Origin of the sequence: Sodalinema sp. (genome assembly GCF_046483825.1) — a bacterium.
Classification (GTDB): domain Bacteria; phylum Cyanobacteriota; class Cyanobacteriia; order Cyanobacteriales; family Geitlerinemataceae; genus Sodalinema.
On record NZ_JAWOCL010000225.1, the window covers coordinates 1 to 15331 of the forward strand.

A 15331-nucleotide genomic window follows, 5' to 3' on the forward strand; every position below is an offset into this window, starting at 1 on the left:
ACGGGCGGCAGAGCCGCCCAGAGTCCGTGTCACGGCTTCAGCCATGACACGAGGAAGGAGGAAGCGAATTGGACAAAAAACTGGGCAAAAGAAGGCAACAGGCAACAACAGATAGGAAGTTTTCTCTAACCCTGAGTACGGGCGGCAGAGCCGCCCAGAGTCCGTGTCACGGCTTCAGCCATGACACGAGGAAGGAGGAAGCGAATTGGACAAAAAACTGGGCAAAAGAAGGCAACAGGCAACAGATAGGGATGCCAATTTTGCTGACTCTACTCATCTCGAATTTGTTCGAGTTTTTCTTGAATTTCTGGATTGTAAAGACGTAAATAATTCCAGTAATTCCCCATTACCGAACTAATATAACCCTGAGTTTCAGGAAAGGGAATTTGCGAAACAAAAACATCGGGATCATTAAAACTAAAGCGAGAAATCCAACGGTCAACATTTCCCGGTCCGGCATTGTAGCTCGCCAGTGCAAACAGGGTATTGTTGTTGTATTCATTGTGAGTATAGTCGAGATAGAGGGTTCCCAGACGGATATTATCATCAGGGTCCGTTAGACTCGTCGGCGGTGCTTCATCCCGTTGTGCCGCAATCCAATCAGCCGTTTCTGGGAGGACTTGCATCAGTCCCACAGCATTGGCAACGGAGCGAATTTTAGGCATAAAGCGAGATTCTTGGCGAATCAAGGCCACCGTTAACAAGGGATCCAGTTGGCGGGCCTCAGACCAGCGTAGAATTGGCTCTCGGTAGGGAAAGGGATAAAGACTATACCAATAAGCCGGTTCTGCTTTGAAGGCTTCATACTCGGCCAGTTCTTCGGGATCATCGCGCCAACCCAGACTCGACAACATAAACAGACTATCGAGGTAATCCCCAATGACCTGTAGCATTAATCCTTCCGTATATTGTTCCGCCACGGTGGGGTTCATGGGGTCAGGAAATTCCATTTGCCAGCGTCGCCAGGCCGCCTCATCCATCCCCAGAGCGTAGAGTTCCCGCGTCAGATCGGAGCCAGCCGGAAGCCGGGGACGCTCGGCCAGATCGCGGACGGTTGGGGTGAGCGATCGCACCGTCGTAAAAGTCCCCACATTCCAGCCCAGGAACGATGCCGCCCGCCAGGCATAATAAGACTCTGGATAGCGCTGTAACAGGGCTGTAAAGGCCGCTTCAGCATCATCACGACGGTTAAGTCCCTGAGCCCATTTACCAATCCAAAATGCCGCCTGGGGAGCGTCCTCACTATCAGGATTCTCCGTCAACAGTTGTTTAGCCCAATCCCAGGCTTGCCGTAGATTCCCCTGTTGGGCAGCATTTTGGGCATTTTGCCAGCGAATCTCAGCGGCGGTGTCTGAGTTGCTATATTGCGTTAACACCGACTGACGGGCTTGTTGAGCTGATTGAGAGCTGCCCAATTCGCCTAACATCTGCGATCGCAGCAACAGGGCCTCAGCCGCTTGATTGGGAAAGTTGGCAATCACCTGATCCAATAGGGGGATCGCTTCACGAGGCGAGTCCACCATCTCCGCTAAGCGTAACAGGCCTGTAGCTGTCTCCTCCGCCTCCGGGAAGGCCTGAATCAGAATCCGATAGCGTTGACGAGCGCGGTTGCGTTCCCCTCCTAATTGCAGTCCTCGGGCGGTACGGTAGAGATTGCGTGGTGTATTGGCCGCGCGGGCGTAAGCATTCCCGGCTTTGCCATAGAGGGTTTTTTCCCAATAGCCAAAGGCGATGGTTTCCCAATCTTCTGGGGTCAAACGCTCACGATGTTGGCTTACCCGGCGATCGAGCAGTTCCGTAAAATTCTCCAAATAAAGGTGGGTTGAGAGGACCCTGAGGAGATCTGGGTCATTCGGTTGCGTTTCGAGCCGTTGCAGGGCAATTTCAGCGCTGCGGGGATGACGGGGAAACTCCGCTAGGGCTTGGTCCCACAATTGTGGATCTTGTTCTCCGAGGGCGTACAAGGCCTCGGCCGCCAGGGGGTCTTCGGGAAAATCTTGGAGAATTTGCTGATAGAGGTCTTGAGCCTCAGCATCATTTCCGGCCAAGTTCTGAGCTTGGGCCTGGGCCAGCAGGATATAGCCCCCGATATGGGACGATCGCGGGCGTACTGGGTCAAGTCGGGCCATCGCCTCATCGGGCTGGCCATCGGCGATGGCCTGAACCGCTAACAGATAGGCGGCGCGATCGCGATCAGCTGAGGCTGGCCCCTCGGCCAAGCGTTCAAGTTCATCTTGCTGTCGGGACGGCCCGAGAGATAGAGCCGCCACGGCGTCTGAATCGTCGGCCTGAGGGGGAAACTCCTCGCCCCCGCGACGACCGGACCAGAAGAGTCCAGCAACCAAGGCAACGAGGCCAAGGCTCAACAGCAGTATCAGTTGCAGAGGTCGAACGCGGTGTTGCAGTCTCTTTGGCATCGTAGTTGAGAAAAGAGTTGAGGAGAGAACAAGGATATCGAAGACATTTTGGCTTAGGTCTAGCTCATCGCGATGGATTAGCTAAAGGCGATGAGCTTAAGATTGGCCGGGAATCTCCATAAATTTTAACAATGGCACCCGAAATTGGGGCGAGGGGTCAGACTGGGACGGCGATCGTCACAGGTCGCCATAATTCTTGTACATTAGACAGGGTAGATCCTACGAAAGACCTTTTGTTAATCATTGACAATGACCTTATCACCCTCATTTAATTTTGTTATCGATCCCGGTAGATTTTCACCCCTTTTAGCCACAGCAACGGAAGCAGAAGCCGATGGAGCAACCGTCTTAGGCGGTGTTCTCCTGAGCTTAATTGTAATTTACCTTGCCAGTAAGCTTGGGGGCGAAATTTGTGCGCGCATCAATCTTCCTCCCGTATTAGGAGATTTGGTGGGTGGAGTGGTCGTCGGCATTTCTGTCTTAAACCTGATTATTTTCCCCGAGAGTGGGGCGCAAGCTGGCGACTCCCTGATTTTTCGCTTCATTGAAGCCACGGGGGAACTGACACCCGAAACCTTAGCGGCTTCCTTTTCCGCCGAGAGTGAAGTGATTAACATCCTCTCGGAGTTGGGGGTGATTATTCTCCTGTTTGAAATTGGTTTAGAGTCCGAACTCGGGGAACTGATTAAATATGGTCCCCAAGCTGCCATTGTGGCAGTTGTCGGGGTGGTGGCCCCCTTTGCTATGGGAACCGCTGGCCTGATTTACTTGTTTGAGACCCCCGCCATTCCTGCGATTTTTGCCGGTGCTGCTCTGACAGCAACGAGCATTGGGATTACGGCTAAAGTCTTGGCAGAAATTAATAAACTCAGTTCCAAAGAAGGACAGATTATCATCGGGGCAGCGGTTCTCGATGATATTTTGGGCATCGTCGTCCTGGCCGTAGTCGCCAGTTTGGTCAAAACTGGGGAAGTCCAGGTCAACAATATTCTGTTCCTAACCGTCAGTGCTGGAGCCTTTCTCATTGGCACGATTTTGGTGGGTCGCCTCCTGGCACCTTATTATGTTTCCCTGGTGGACAAACTGAAAACTCGTGGTCCCCTCCTGATTGTGTCGCTGATTATCATGTTCTTGTTGTCCTATGTTGCGGCAGCGATTCAACTTGAGGCGATTCTCGGGGCCTTTGCGGCTGGCTTGATTCTCGGTGAAACGGAAAAACGGCATGAGTTAGAAGAACAGGTCATTCCTGTGGCCGATATGCTGGTTCCTGTCTTCTTTGTTGTGGTCGGTGCCCGTACGGATTTGGCGGTGTTAAACCCAGCGGTTCCCAGTAATCGCGAGGGCTTGATTATTGCCACTTTCCTCATTGTGGTCGCCATTATCGGTAAGGTGGTCACCGGCTTCACCATCTTTGGCCAACCCGATACTAATCGTCTGGCGATTGGTGTGGGGATGATTCCTCGGGGTGAAGTGGGTCTCGTCTTTGCCGGTGTAGGTGCAGCCAGTGGGGTTCTCTCGGAATCTCTCGAAGCTGCCATCATCGTGATGGTTATTGCCACGACCTTTGTGGCGCCGCCGATGTTACGCTTGGTTCTCGAACGAGGTGATGCCGCTAAGGCGGTGAAAGAGGGCTGAAGATGCCCAGGCCGGGTTCGTGGGGTTCAGCGGCCGTCAACGTAACGCCCTAAAGAGATCCAGAGAGACTCAGTGCGAGTCTCTCTGGGGGGATGAGAGTCTAGGCGCTCACCTCGACCTCGCTGCTGTCGACCTCGCTGGCCCCTTCAACGCCCTCGGCAATGCTAACGAGGCGATCGAGATCCTCTTGAGTCGGCACGGTTCCTTTGAGAACCACTTGGGTCCCGAGTTGGGCAACCCAGATGGTTTCGATGTCATCGGTGTCCGAGTTTTCGTCAAAGGCCCGAACCACTCGTTTGGCTAATCCACTTTGGTCATATTTGCCATCTAGGCCAACTCGTTCGGGTGGGATGGGTTCCCCGGATTCGGCCTCTTCGGCTGACGTTGCGCCAGCGGCAGCGGCGGCAATACTGCCTCCAGCCTTTTCAACGGCTTCTTTGATGGGCATCGGCGGAAACTCGTAGGCTTTTTCCTCTTCTTCTTTACCAAAAATTCGGCTTAACCAACTCATAGATCGTTTTCTCTTCGTTTTTACAATTTCGAGCCGTTTTCATGATACAAGTAACGATTGGTTGCATAGGACATTTTTAAGAAAAAACACACAATGAAACACACGCTCTCGGTTTTGGTGGAAGATGAGGCGGGCGTGCTGACTCGTATTGCGGCACTGTTCGCCCGTCGTGGCTTTAATATCGAAAGTTTGGCAGTGGGGACCGGGGAACAGGGTAATGTCTCCCGTGTGACGATGGTGGTCAATGGGAATGACCAGGTCATTGAGCAAATTGTCAAACAACTTTATAAGTTGATCAATGTCCTCAAGGTTCAGGATATTACAGAGATTCCCTGTGTGGAACGGGAGTTGATGTTGGTGAAAGTCAATGCGACGAGTAGCACCCGCTCGGAAATTGTTGAGTTGGCCCAGATCTTTCGCTCTCGGGTGGTGGATGTGGCTGACGACTCGTTGATTCTTGAGGTGGTGGGCGATCCCGGCAAGATGGTAGCATTTGCTCAGGTCTTACAGAAGTTTGGCATTCGTGAGATTGCTCGAACTGGTAAAATTGCCCTAACTCGCGAATCCGGTGTCAATACGGAGTTTCTGCGACTGTCGGAAACAAAATTTTGACCTCAGTTAGATGGGGTGAGCTTCATTCGGGCTTGTTAGATAAGGCGTGTCAGACTCGACGGGTTGGACTCGATGGTTGAAGCCGACTCGCGGGGCGATCGCCCAGGGCCAGCAGCGGCTAGATGGAGTTAAACTCCCCAAGACTCCCGGCTCGCCAGCTTGGGGGCGTTACAGGCATTCACGGACGATAGACTAAGACATCATGAAAAAACTGCTTAAGGGTCTGCGACAATTTAAGTCGAATTATTTTAGTACCCACCAAGAACTCTTTGAACAGTTGTCCCACGGACAAAAACCCAGGGTTCTGTTTATTACCTGTTCGGATTCGCGGATTGACCCGAATTTGATTACCAATGCCGAAGTTGGGGAATTGTTTGTCATCCGCAATGCGGGGAATATCATTCCCCCGTTTGGGGCGGCCAATGGCGGTGAAGGCGCGGCGGTAGAGTATGCGGTGCAGGCCCTCGGGGTTGAGCATATCATCGTCTGTGGACATTCTCACTGTGGCGGGATGAAGGGATTACTCAAACGCAGCAGCTTAGAGGAGGAGATGCCTCTGGTGTATGAGTGGTTACGTCATGCTGAAGCCACTCGCCAATTGTTGAAGGAAAATTATTCGCATTTGGATGGGGAAACGCTGTTAGAGGTGGCGGTGGCGGAGAATGTCCTGACTCAAATTGAGAATTTACGGACTTATCCGGTGATTCACTCGAAGCTGTATCGCAATAAGCTCCATTTACACGCCTGGATTTATCATATTGAGACGGGGGAGGTGCTGGAGTACGACAGCATCCGTCATGATTTTGTGCCACCGGATGAGAATGCTATGCTCGAAGCCTCTCCGGTACAATGTTTCCTCTCGTTACCTGAGGATGTGGAGGAGTTGGTGCCGGGGTATCGACGATCGCCCTCTCAAGAACAGTCTACAGAGTCAGTGGCCCGGAGCGATCGCGACCCCAATATGCCTTGGCTATCGGCGGAACAGGTAGCTCGTATCCATCACGGGTCTAATGGGAGCCGCTAAGCTGTATGAGTGACGATCCCATAACGATTAAACTCGCTCAATTTCTTAAGTGGGTTGGCGCGGTCAATACTGGGGGAGAGGCGAAGGTCTTAATTCAGTATGGTGAAGTGCTAGTCAATGGTGCGGTGGAAACTCGTCGCGGTCGTAAACTTGTGCCAGGGGATGTGGTGGTGGCCCAGGGACAGGTTTATGAGGTGGCTGAGGAGGAGGAGGCTTAGGAACGGCCCTTTAGGGGAGCGATCGCACGATGGCGACTAATGGGGAGGTTCCCCCGTTTAAGGAGTCCCTGGGACTGGCCTCGGTTTGATTCTTGAGAATCACCGGTATACAAGCGGCTTGGCAAAGGTCAAGAATTGCCTGATACCGTTGGCCGGTGTGAGATAGCTGGACTTGGGGGGTTAAGGCGGGGGGAATGCCAATGCCGAAGGGATAGCGGCCGGCGCCACGCACGATGATGTCGGGAAGTTGCTCTAGCTGGATCTCTGGGTGCAGGCTAACGATGATGCCAGGATAGGGGCGATCGCTCGGGGTTTGTTCTTGGATGGCGTGATGGAGTTGGGTTAAGGCTTCGGGATTGCCTAAGTTGGTGATTTCGATGAGATCGGCGGTCTGGAGAATTTCTTTTAGGGTTAGACGATGGCAACGGACGGGCTGGTTTTGAGGTTGAGGGCGATCGCCGATATCCTTTTCGTCAAGAGTGAGCCAGAGTTTGCAGCGGTGATGGCCACTCTCTTGAGTTGGCTGTTGGCTGGCCTGGAATTGGGCGATCGCAGTGGCCCCCTGTTCGGGGTTTTCCCGTAAGTCAATGCGTAAGGCCGTCACCTCCTGCTGCTGCAACTGCTGGCAAAAGCAGGCATCGAGGGGCAAGTTAGGACAAGGAACAATCCAATGATGGTGATCATGAGGGTGACAAGGGCGATCGCCCAATAATTCATTGGTATGACGTTTTAACAGCCGCTCACCCCGAAAGAAGGCCCGAGGAGAGGGATGCTGAGGTAAGAGCGTCGGGTTAATCCGACAGACGGCGCCGAGGGAGGCGATCGTTCCATCGAGGTGTGGCAAAACACTACTAATACCACTGTCAAGAGAGGATAACCCCCAAGGCATTAAGGCCCGTTCGAGTTTCTGAGCATCCCGTTGTTGCAAGGCTAAATAATACGCCAAGTTCCAAGCCGCACTGCGAAAGCTACTGCGCCAAATAAAGGGTCGCCATTGCTCAAAAGAGCGGGTTCCATCCCGGATGATGGCTTTACGAAGTTCAATTAGTTGTGCAAGTAAGGTTTCTGGAGGGGAGAAATCTACGACCACAGCCTAATCCTCTTGAATAATTTGAATAACCAATGGGTTAATGGATAGTTATCGCCACGCACTATTCTCACCACGCACAATTATCGCCACGCACAATTATCGCCACGCACTATTCTCACCACGCACAATGCACAACTGCTAATCGTTAATTCTAAACGACCCCGTCTGGGTTAGCGAGATGGGAAAAACCTCACCCTACCCGGTGGGGAGGATGAGGCCTTCAGGTTGGGATTGAATTGACCAAGCGCGATCTGCCCTTCAGTATATCGAGTTAGAGGAGGGATCTGCCTCTATCTGGGGACAGACTTATTGAGCGGTTTAGACGCCCCGCAAACGAGAGATCAAATATAGTTCTTTAGCAGTAACTCTAACTTGCTTTTCGTGGTTTCGGGAACTCTCTCCCAGGGAGTTAAGACGGCAAACTTTAAAGCTGAATGAGCTTCACTCACAAAGGGATTCGCATGGAGACGAGCGACAACATCGCGAATCACCTGTTGAGCATTTTGAGCATTCAAACGGAGGTTATTGACCACCATCTCGACGGTCACACTGTCATGATCCGAGTGCCAGCAATCGTAGTCGGTGACGAGGGCTAGGGTGGCGTAGGCGATTTCCGCTTCTCGGGCCAGTTTGGCTTCGGTGAGGTTCGTCATCCCGATGACACTGGCTCCCCAACTGCGATACAGGTGGGATTCAGCGCGGGTTGAGAAGGCTGGCCCCTCCATACAGACATAGGTTCCCCCTCGGTGAATGGTCACGCCATCGAGGGACAGAGAACTGGCGCTGTCGGCGATGACACTGGCCAGTTGAGGACAGACGGGATCGGCGAAACCAATATGAGCGACGAGTCCCTCACCAAAAAACGTCGCGGTACGATGTTGAGTGCGATCGATAAATTGATCGGGAACCACCATGTCTAGGGGTTTGATGGCTTCGGCCAGAGATCCCACGGCTGAGGCGGAAATGAGGTATTGTACGCCAAGCTGTTTGAAGGCATGAATATTGGCTCGGAAGGGGAGTTCGGAAGGGGACAGATGGTGATCGCGTCCATGTCGTGCTAAGAAGGCGACGGGGACTCCCTGTAAGGTTCCCGTTACGAGGGTATCGGAGGGCGCTCCGAAGGGGGTATCAAGCTGATGCTCTTGGCGGTTTTCCAGGTCATCCATTTGGTAGAGTCCACTACCGCCAATGATGCCGATGGCAAGATCCGTCATGGTGTTTAAGGATATGTTTAAGGATAGAAGGTGCGTTTGCAGAATATAGCAAAAGTTGGTCTGAATGGTACAAAAAATAGGGGAGACAAAAGAAGGGAACACCGGAACTGGGAACACCGGAACACCGGAACAGGGAGGAAGAAGGCAAGAGATCGGGGATTCTCTCCCAACTCAGAGTTGTTCTAGGCCAATCTTCGATTGCTATAGGGGTTATTTGGCGGTTATGGCAATGGCGATCGCCCCAGTCAGGAGTCCGAAGGCGCCGGAAAAGGCCATCAGGGTTCCCAGGGGAATGGGAACTGAGGCGAACATGAGAAACTGCACGGAGACGGCGCTGGCGTTCTGGACGGCCAACATGGCGATCGCCACGACCCACAGGGCCATCAGACTAGAAATTAACAGTAGGGAAACACGAGTCATAGTGGGGAGAAAGAGTGGGAACAATCCATCATCATGAACACTGGAAAATTGTTCATAGTTTTAGACCAATTTTAGACCAATTTTTAGACTAATTTTAGACCCAATCAACCCAATAAAGCACAATTAAAAACAGGCAAAAAAAGACAGCAAAACCTTTAGCTAGAGGGGCTTTTACTGCCTCAGATTGTCCTATCTTATGTGACTTAGGTAAGACTTGAGAAGTCACTTAACGGCAGGCGGGACGGTTCTGGAACCGGTGCTAAAACCTGTCCTTGTAACCGTTCAATTTCTTCTTCCATATCTTCATTACGATCCTTAGGTTTCAACCAGTCTGGCCACAAGCCAATCAAAAAGGTTCGCGTTTCAAAACTTGCACTGCGCACCGGTTGTGGGAGAAACTCCCAGCGATCGCCATCCAGGATAAAAAAGATGGCAATCAAGATCACTGCCCAGAAACCCACTTTTTTTGCATTCATCGCCAGTAAGCGGGGGTATTTAGCGCCCGCCGATTGTACTGCGTCTTTAGCTTACCGTTTCAGGCGGACGATGTTGAGTCCATCCCTCAAGTCCTTCGAGTTGAGCCGCCAGTTGCAAGACTTGAGCATCCGCACCGGGTTTTCCAACTAATTGTACACTCATCGGCAGTCCCCGCTCATCGAAGCCGGCCGGCAAGGAAATAGCAGGTTGGCCCGTGGCGTTGAAGGGAGGACAGGGCATCACCCAGCGGCTGACGGCCTCAAACGTCTCTTCAGGGCTGCGATCGGCCCATTCACCAATTTTGATAATGGGATGGGCATAAGTGGGCAACAGCAAGATATCCCAATCGGCGAAGAAACCAACAATTTGGCGCGATAGAAAGCGCAGTTGGGCCATCGACTGCCAGAGTTCAGCGGCGGTTCCGGCCTGTTCCATGAGCCAGCGATTAATGGGGCTGAGGGCTTCAGGAGGAACCCCCGTCGCGGCAATCGCACTGGCAAAAATCTGTTGAAAGGGGGCGGCTAAATCAGAAAAATCGGGACAGCCGACCCCCAATTCATGGCCCAACTGGCCCAATTGCTCAGCGGTTCTCTCGACGGCGGCTTGACAGTCTCGGTGAATGGGCCAATGGGGAATCTCCGAGGCCACAGCAATTTTGAGATGTGGAGGTGCTTGCTGAGTTTGTTCGAGGAAGGAGGTTTCAGGATTCGGGAGCCAATAGGGATCTCCGAGGACATAGCCGGCCATGACATCCAGCAGCGCCGCTGCGTCCCGGACGGTGCGAGTGAGGGGACCGGGTGTGGCCAGTCCCATGAGATGTTCTCCTTCCGGGGCTTGAGAGATGCGCCCTCGGGAGGGTTTGAACCCCACCAAGCCACAACAGCCGGCGGGTCCGCGCACCGAGCCACCGCCATCCGAGCCGTGAGCCAAGGGCGCTAAGCCAGCGGCCACAGCGGCCGCCGCGCCACCACTCGAGCCACCGGGGGTATAGTCGAGATGCCAGGGATTGCGGGCTGAGGGCAGGCCCATGGGTTCGGTGAAGGGCATGGAGCCGAGTTCTGAAGTCGAGGTTTTGCCGAGGAGGTTAAACCCGGCGGCTTCAATGGCTTGGACATGGGCGGGGGTGTACTCGGCAATGCGATCGCGTAGGGCGGCTAGGCCTCGCATACAGGGTAGGCCGGCGACGGGGGCCAGGTCTTTGATGGGCATGGGAACCCCGAAAAAAGGGGGGAGGGCCGCGCGATCGCCCTGACTCCATTGCTCGTTTTGTTGTTTAGCGGTCTTGATGGCTCGTTCTTCGGCAACGGTAATGTAGGCGCCGAGGCGATCGTTGTGGCGGGCAATGCGATCGAGATAGACTTGGGTCAGTTCCAGGGGGGAGATCTCCCCAGAGCGAATTAACGCAGCTTGGTCGAGGGCAGAGGAAAAGGCTAAATCTGTGGGGTTCATAAGGTACGGGATTTAGGAGAACGACAAGGGAACAACTGCCATTTAGTCTATGATCGCCCCGGTTCGCTCTGCCTCAACCTTCTGATACAGTTTCAGCGCTGTCCCGTTTAAACTCAAAGTATCGCCGCAAATCTAAGCCCAAGGCCAGCAACAGGCGAGACAGTTGAGAATCTGGCACAAGGCCGCCTTGTTAAATGCTTCAGGCTATGTGGCATTAATTGTATGTGGCCTTGTGACGATGGGGCCTTTGCTAGAGTGTGGAGGGGACGGCTGCCATATGTTTACGATTAACCTTAACACCCTAACGATTGACATAATGAAACGAACAGTTTGGCTCTCGATCGCCGCGATCGCCTTCCTCGGACTCCCTGAACCCACCCACTCCCAAGAATTTGAAGGCTGCTTTTTCGTCGATGGCCATGGTCAGCTTATCAATTTAGATAATCTCTGTCCGAGTCCCCCCGATTCAGGAACAGCAGACAGTTCCGTCTCCCCTGGGGCGGATCCTGGTCGCGGCGATCCGGCCGCCACATTCATTGAAGTTCCCATTCTGCGCCGTGTTGGGGGCATTCCGGTGGTGGAGGTCAATTTTAACGGCCGTCGTTCCTATGAAATGCTCCTCGACACGGGGGCCAGTGGTACGGTGATTACGGCACGGATGGCCCAGGAGTTGAACATTAGCCGAGCCGGCACGGCCATCATTGACACCGCCAGTCAACGGGGGGTTCAGATGGATATCGGCTATGTGGCCTCGATAGAACTCAATGGAATCGTGCTGCGCAATACCCCCGTTACCATCGCCGAGGGCTTACAACTGGGTCTGTTGGGACAGGACTTTCTGGATGGCTATGATGTCACCATTCGGGAAAATAGCCTCGAATTTGCCCGACGTGGCTAAGGCTCAATTTAACTCCAGTCGGCTTCGTCAGCTTTACGAGTTCCCACGTTGAAAATGCGGGCGCTACCGTGTAGTTGCCGGGTTTTGGCAAAGAGGTCTTCTTCACTGAGATTCCAGCGTTTGAGCAACGTATCGAGGTCATTTTGAATATCTCGTGCGCCGGGAAATCCGTTGTAGCGAACCCGTAATCGAGCCAGTTCTGCCAAGTTGAGATCGTCGGGGTCGGCCGCCAGTAAGCTGTTAATGGCGGCGCGATCGAGTTTGGCTTGAGGATGTTGTTGGTCTTTCATCTTGCAAATGGGTGAATGTGAAAGAATGGAATTTAAAGGGTTGGACTTTCCGTTGAAAACAGTTCTTCCTCGAACTCCGACTCCTGAACGGGGCTGGGTTCAACCACATAGGGAAGACTGGCCCCCTCTAAGCCTCGTTTAATATGTTGGGGCGTTTCCTCGAACAGCACAAAGAGGGGAAAGATGCGTTGAGCGGCTTCACTATAGATATGACGGTAGCGATAGGGCATCACCCATTCGTAGCCGCGATCGAGTAACACTTGGGTTTGTCGCCAGCGTAGCAGTAAGTCGGAGAAGTCTTCCTGGGGGCGATGGATGAGGATAAAGATCTCAACTCCCACTTTGACTTGCCAGTCGGGTTCACACATGATAATTCCCAACTCGCAGGGTAAACAAACGGTCTCTCCGGCGCGAATGTCTAAGCCACTTAAGCCCCGTTGACTGAGGGATTCCCGTAGGCGGACGAGGGGAAATGGCAGCAAAATTAGGCTATCATCGGGTCGCCGCAAACTGGGAATCGCTTCTAGGTATGGGCGATGTTGTCGCAACAACTCCAGGGTATCTGGCGTATCGCAGTAGCGAGCGATCGCGTTTTCATAGGAAGATTTTTGAACAAACATAGTCAAATGGGGTGCAGGCCCTAGGCTCTTCTCTCCATTCTAATCAGACTCGTGAAGGCTGACAGTGATAGCGTTGGTAGGGAATCCCGAGACGGTAGTAGTCGTCGGGGCGGCGATCGCAGGTGAGGGCCTCTCGCTCGACCTGTTGAGGATACTCGGCTTCTCGTAAGCCTGGGGCAATGATCCACAGATCGACATCAAGGGGTGTTGATGGCTGTGATGCAGACAATCCGGGAAGTTGAGCCAGTTGTTGCCAGGTTTGCTCGTATCCGCCGTCACGGGGGAGAAATGCCACGGCTGTCTCGGGGGGAAGTTCGAGGGCAAAACTTAGCCCCAGGGCGATTTCTTGGCTGTTTTCATAGCCGATCACGACTTCTAAGGTTGAGGCGGGCGATCGCTGCAACTGTTGGGCCACCTGACGCGGCTGATAGGGTTTCTCGAAGGCGAGGCCGGAAATCACCACTAGGCTGCTCATTCCTCCCATCATCAGGGCAAGGGCGGGAATTTTGGGAGATTTATAGGTGCTAAGTGCTGCGGCGACTAGGGCGCAAAGACTGGGATAGTAGACGAAGTGATAGCGTGGGGCGATGGTGATATCTTTGCCTAAGCCATAGACGATGAAGACAAAGCCCAACAAACTCCACAGCGTCACTAGAATGAGGATCAGTAGCGGCAGTCGAGAGGCCGGTGAACGCCAGAGATGTTGGCCGCCTCGCCAGGCGGTGATTCCTAACCCCAGGCTCAGGGCCACCATCGCCACAGCAGCGGGGATGGCGATCGCCAACGGTTGATGTTCGACGGGTAACGTCACCCACATCACCACCCAACTGGCTAGGGTTTGCAACAGGGGGGCGAAGTGATCGGTCCAACTGGGTTCAAAGGGTTGAAACCAGTCGGTTTCCGAGCGTTGTAGATGTTGGCCCAGATGAGATAGCCAGGGCAAAAAGACTAGCCCGGGTAGGATAAGGCTGAGAAGATGACTGAGGGGAATGGCCCGAGAGGACGGAGTGTTGGCGACTAAGGGACGTTTGGAGCCAAGATTGAGATTGAGATTAAGCTTGAGGGCAAGACTGAGACTGAGATAGGTGGCGATTTGGGCGATGTAGGCGATCGCCATGAAGTAGTGGCTATAGAGTCCGATGCTATGGCAGAGAACCCAGAGGGGGCGAGTTCCTCGGGGTAGGGGGCGATCGCCCCATTGGCCCTGTCCCCAGCGGACCAATGCCCCTAAACTGAGGCTAATTAGCAGTAGTGGTAGGGTATAGTGACGGGCTTCTTGGGACAGATAGACGGCGAAGGGAGATAGGGCGATTAAGGCCGCCGCTAACAGTCCTGCTTTTCGGGAAAAGGCGAGACGATTAAGCCAGTAGAGGCTGGGAATGGCGAGAATCCCCAACAGGGCCGGCAGCGATCGCAACTGTTCGGCTAAAGATAGGTTCAGAGGGGCAATCAGACGCAACCAATGCTGAAGCCAGCAGAAAAATAGAGGCGGATGGGTCGATTCACGGCTGAGCGTTATGGCAATCTGCTGACAACTGGCCTCGGGGTTTAGACTTAGCTGCGATCGCACGGCCGAGACAGACAGAAATTCAGCTTGGGGAATGTCCGCGATTCCCCGCCCTAAACTAAAAATAGCCGTCAGGAGTTCATCGAGCCAGAGGGCTTTTTCCCCTAGATTCAGCCCCCGCAACAGTCCCCCCAGGGCAATGACAAGCAACAACATCAGCCAGGGTTGACGGATATCACGCCCCCGATGACCTACCATCAGAGTTCCCGTTTCAGGGTATCGGCGAGCTTCTCAGCGAGTCCCGCAATCCAGGTTTCATCTTGTTTGCTGTAACTGCGGGGGGCATTCGCCCCTAAAATCATCAATCCTTCACCGCCAATGGGTTGACAAATTACCCCTTGTGTGTTATGGGGTAAATAATTGAACTCAAGTCGACCGGGATAGAGGTCGAGTTTGACGAGATAGATGGGTTTTTGGGTTTGGATGGCCCGTTGGGCGATCGCTCCAAGTTCTACCGTCGTCTGTTCGGCCAAAATTCCCCGTCGCAGCAGCACCCGTCCCTGATACCAAACCACGAGGGTTTTCGTGACCGTATTGGTCAATAATAACTGAGAAGACCAAGCCAACTCTCGCTGCACTGAATCGGGTAAATCGTCAGCCAGTTCCAAGCCTTCTTCCCCCTGCAACATGACCGAATCGGGAGGTTTCGGCTGTACCCGTTGCCAGAGTAACCCCGTCAAAATCAGCACTGCACAGATAATCGCCCCGAGAACATCAGAGCGAACCTGCCAAGTGGTGAGATTATCGGTTAACAGGCGATTCACTAGGAGTAACGTTCCTCCGAGAGACCCTGCAACAATGGGAATTTGCCGGAGTATGGCGTTGGTGTCGGACATGGGGGAGGGAACAGGGAATAGGGAATCGGGAACAGGGAACAGGGAATAGGGAA

General features: G+C 53.4%; 16 protein-coding genes. 5 read left to right on the forward strand and 11 right to left on the reverse strand.

Features of this window, described 5'->3' with window-relative positions:
• Positions 1–269: 269 nt before the first annotated feature.
• Positions 270–2417, reverse strand: a complete 2148-nt coding sequence (locus R6U67_RS14730; RefSeq protein WP_410253250.1) for a transglycosylase SLT domain-containing protein — start codon at positions 2415–2417, stop codon at positions 270–272.
• A gap of 249 nt (positions 2418–2666) precedes the next feature.
• On the opposite strand from R6U67_RS14730, the gene R6U67_RS14735 reads away from it, so the two are divergent.
• The gene (locus R6U67_RS14735) at positions 2667–4052 is read left to right on the forward strand and encodes a cation:proton antiporter (protein WP_410253251.1); all 1386 of its coding nucleotides are present in this window, start codon (positions 2667–2669) and stop codon (positions 4050–4052) included.
• A gap of 100 nt (positions 4053–4152) precedes the next feature.
• On the opposite strand, the gene R6U67_RS14740 is transcribed toward R6U67_RS14735, so the two are convergent.
• A complete protein-coding gene (locus R6U67_RS14740; protein ID WP_410253252.1) occupies positions 4153–4563 on the reverse strand; it encodes a BON domain-containing protein in 411 nt (136 codons plus the stop codon).
• A gap of 93 nt (positions 4564–4656) precedes the next feature.
• Here R6U67_RS14740 and ilvN point away from each other — a divergent pair, with 93 nt between their 5' ends.
• The 3 genes from ilvN to R6U67_RS14755 all read left to right on the forward strand — a co-directional run bounded on the left by ilvN (position 4657) and on the right by R6U67_RS14755 (position 6417).
• Positions 4657–5175: an acetolactate synthase small subunit gene (ilvN, locus tag R6U67_RS14745; protein WP_068787918.1), complete on the forward strand. Its 519-nt coding sequence runs from the start codon at positions 4657–4659 to the stop codon at positions 5173–5175.
• Between the two features lie 202 nt (positions 5176–5377).
• The gene (locus tag R6U67_RS14750) at positions 5378–6199 is read left to right on the forward strand and encodes a carbonic anhydrase (protein ID WP_410253253.1); all 822 of its coding nucleotides are present in this window, start codon (positions 5378–5380) and stop codon (positions 6197–6199) included.
• A 5-nt stretch (positions 6200–6204) separates the two neighbouring features.
• Positions 6205–6417, forward strand: a complete 213-nt coding sequence (locus tag R6U67_RS14755; RefSeq protein WP_087705615.1) for an RNA-binding S4 domain-containing protein — start codon at positions 6205–6207, stop codon at positions 6415–6417.
• 10 nt (positions 6418–6427) lie between these two features.
• Here the strand turns inward: R6U67_RS14755 and R6U67_RS14760 are convergent, their stop codons facing one another.
• The 5 genes from R6U67_RS14760 to R6U67_RS14780 all read right to left on the reverse strand — a co-directional run bounded on the left by R6U67_RS14760 (position 6428) and on the right by R6U67_RS14780 (position 11067).
• Positions 6428–7507, reverse strand: coding sequence for a hypothetical protein (locus R6U67_RS14760; RefSeq protein ID WP_410253254.1), 1080 nt, complete (start codon positions 7505–7507; stop codon positions 6428–6430).
• Positions 7508–7848: 341 nt separating this feature from the next.
• On the reverse strand, positions 7849–8721 hold the full coding sequence (locus R6U67_RS14765) for an S-methyl-5'-thioadenosine phosphorylase (protein ID WP_410253255.1): 873 nt from the start codon (positions 8719–8721) through the stop codon (positions 7849–7851).
• A 210-nt stretch (positions 8722–8931) separates the two neighbouring features.
• Positions 8932–9141 (reverse strand): lipopolysaccharide assembly protein LapA domain-containing protein, encoded by a 210-nt coding sequence (locus tag R6U67_RS14770; protein ID WP_087705612.1) that lies wholly within the window; start codon positions 9139–9141, stop codon positions 8932–8934.
• A 203-nt stretch (positions 9142–9344) separates the two neighbouring features.
• On the reverse strand, positions 9345–9617 hold the full coding sequence (locus R6U67_RS14775; protein ID WP_410253256.1) for a hypothetical protein: 273 nt from the start codon (positions 9615–9617) through the stop codon (positions 9345–9347).
• A 46-nt stretch (positions 9618–9663) separates the two neighbouring features.
• Positions 9664–11067 carry an amidase gene (locus R6U67_RS14780; RefSeq protein WP_410253257.1) on the reverse strand — a complete coding sequence of 468 codons (1404 nt, stop codon included), beginning with the start codon at positions 11065–11067 and terminating at the stop codon, positions 9664–9666.
• 316 nt (positions 11068–11383) lie between these two features.
• Here R6U67_RS14780 and R6U67_RS14785 point away from each other — a divergent pair, with 316 nt between their 5' ends.
• Entirely contained in the window at positions 11384–11965 is a 582-nt protein-coding gene (locus tag R6U67_RS14785; RefSeq protein WP_410253258.1) for a TIGR02281 family clan AA aspartic protease, read from the forward strand.
• Between the two features lie 8 nt (positions 11966–11973).
• On the opposite strand, the gene R6U67_RS14790 is transcribed toward R6U67_RS14785, so the two are convergent.
• From R6U67_RS14790 to R6U67_RS14805, 4 genes are read right to left on the reverse strand one after another with little or no spacing between them, the layout of a single operon-like run.
• On the reverse strand, positions 11974–12255 hold the full coding sequence (locus R6U67_RS14790) for a DUF3288 family protein (protein ID WP_410253259.1): 282 nt from the start codon (positions 12253–12255) through the stop codon (positions 11974–11976).
• Positions 12256–12287: 32 nt separating this feature from the next.
• Complete coding sequence (locus R6U67_RS14795; protein WP_410253260.1) at positions 12288–12875, reverse strand: hypothetical protein; 588 nt, start codon at positions 12873–12875, stop codon at positions 12288–12290.
• 43 nt (positions 12876–12918) lie between these two features.
• Entirely contained in the window at positions 12919–14640 is a 1722-nt protein-coding gene (locus tag R6U67_RS14800) for a hypothetical protein (protein WP_410253261.1), read from the reverse strand.
• Positions 14640–15278 carry a cofactor assembly of complex C subunit B gene (locus tag R6U67_RS14805; protein ID WP_410253262.1) on the reverse strand — a complete coding sequence of 213 codons (639 nt, stop codon included), beginning with the start codon at positions 15276–15278 and terminating at the stop codon, positions 14640–14642. The genes R6U67_RS14800 and R6U67_RS14805 overlap by 1 nt, the downstream gene beginning before the upstream one ends.
• Between the last annotated feature and the right edge of the window lie 53 nt (positions 15279–15331).

Excerpts from the sequence above, each read along its gene's own strand:
- R6U67_RS14735 (WP_410253251.1), top strand. The coding sequence starts at position 2,667 with ATGACCTTATCACCCTCATTTAATTTTGTTATCGATCCCGGTAGATTT.
- R6U67_RS14805 (WP_410253262.1), bottom strand. The coding sequence starts at position 15,278 with ATGTCCGACACCAACGCCATACTCCGGCAAATTCCCATTGTTGCAGGG.
- R6U67_RS14740 (WP_410253252.1), bottom strand. The coding sequence starts at position 4,563 with ATGAGTTGGTTAAGCCGAATTTTTGGTAAAGAAGAAGAGGAAAAAGCC.
- R6U67_RS14730 (WP_410253250.1), bottom strand. The coding sequence starts at position 2,417 with ATGCCAAAGAGACTGCAACACCGCGTTCGACCTCTGCAACTGATACTG.
- R6U67_RS14765 (WP_410253255.1), bottom strand. The coding sequence starts at position 8,721 with ATGACGGATCTTGCCATCGGCATCATTGGCGGTAGTGGACTCTACCAA.
- R6U67_RS14755 (WP_087705615.1), top strand. The coding sequence starts at position 6,205 with ATGAGTGACGATCCCATAACGATTAAACTCGCTCAATTTCTTAAGTGG.
- R6U67_RS14790 (WP_410253259.1), bottom strand. The coding sequence starts at position 12,255 with ATGAAAGACCAACAACATCCTCAAGCCAAACTCGATCGCGCCGCCATT.
- R6U67_RS14785 (WP_410253258.1), top strand. The coding sequence starts at position 11,384 with ATGAAACGAACAGTTTGGCTCTCGATCGCCGCGATCGCCTTCCTCGGA.
- R6U67_RS14775 (WP_410253256.1), bottom strand. The coding sequence starts at position 9,617 with ATGAATGCAAAAAAAGTGGGTTTCTGGGCAGTGATCTTGATTGCCATC.
- R6U67_RS14800 (WP_410253261.1), bottom strand. The coding sequence starts at position 14,640 with ATGGTAGGTCATCGGGGGCGTGATATCCGTCAACCCTGGCTGATGTTG.
- ilvN (WP_068787918.1), top strand. The coding sequence starts at position 4,657 with ATGAAACACACGCTCTCGGTTTTGGTGGAAGATGAGGCGGGCGTGCTG.
- R6U67_RS14750 (WP_410253253.1), top strand. The coding sequence starts at position 5,378 with ATGAAAAAACTGCTTAAGGGTCTGCGACAATTTAAGTCGAATTATTTT.
- R6U67_RS14770 (WP_087705612.1), bottom strand. The coding sequence starts at position 9,141 with ATGACTCGTGTTTCCCTACTGTTAATTTCTAGTCTGATGGCCCTGTGG.
- R6U67_RS14795 (WP_410253260.1), bottom strand. The coding sequence starts at position 12,875 with ATGTTTGTTCAAAAATCTTCCTATGAAAACGCGATCGCTCGCTACTGC.
- R6U67_RS14780 (WP_410253257.1), bottom strand. The coding sequence starts at position 11,067 with ATGAACCCCACAGATTTAGCCTTTTCCTCTGCCCTCGACCAAGCTGCG.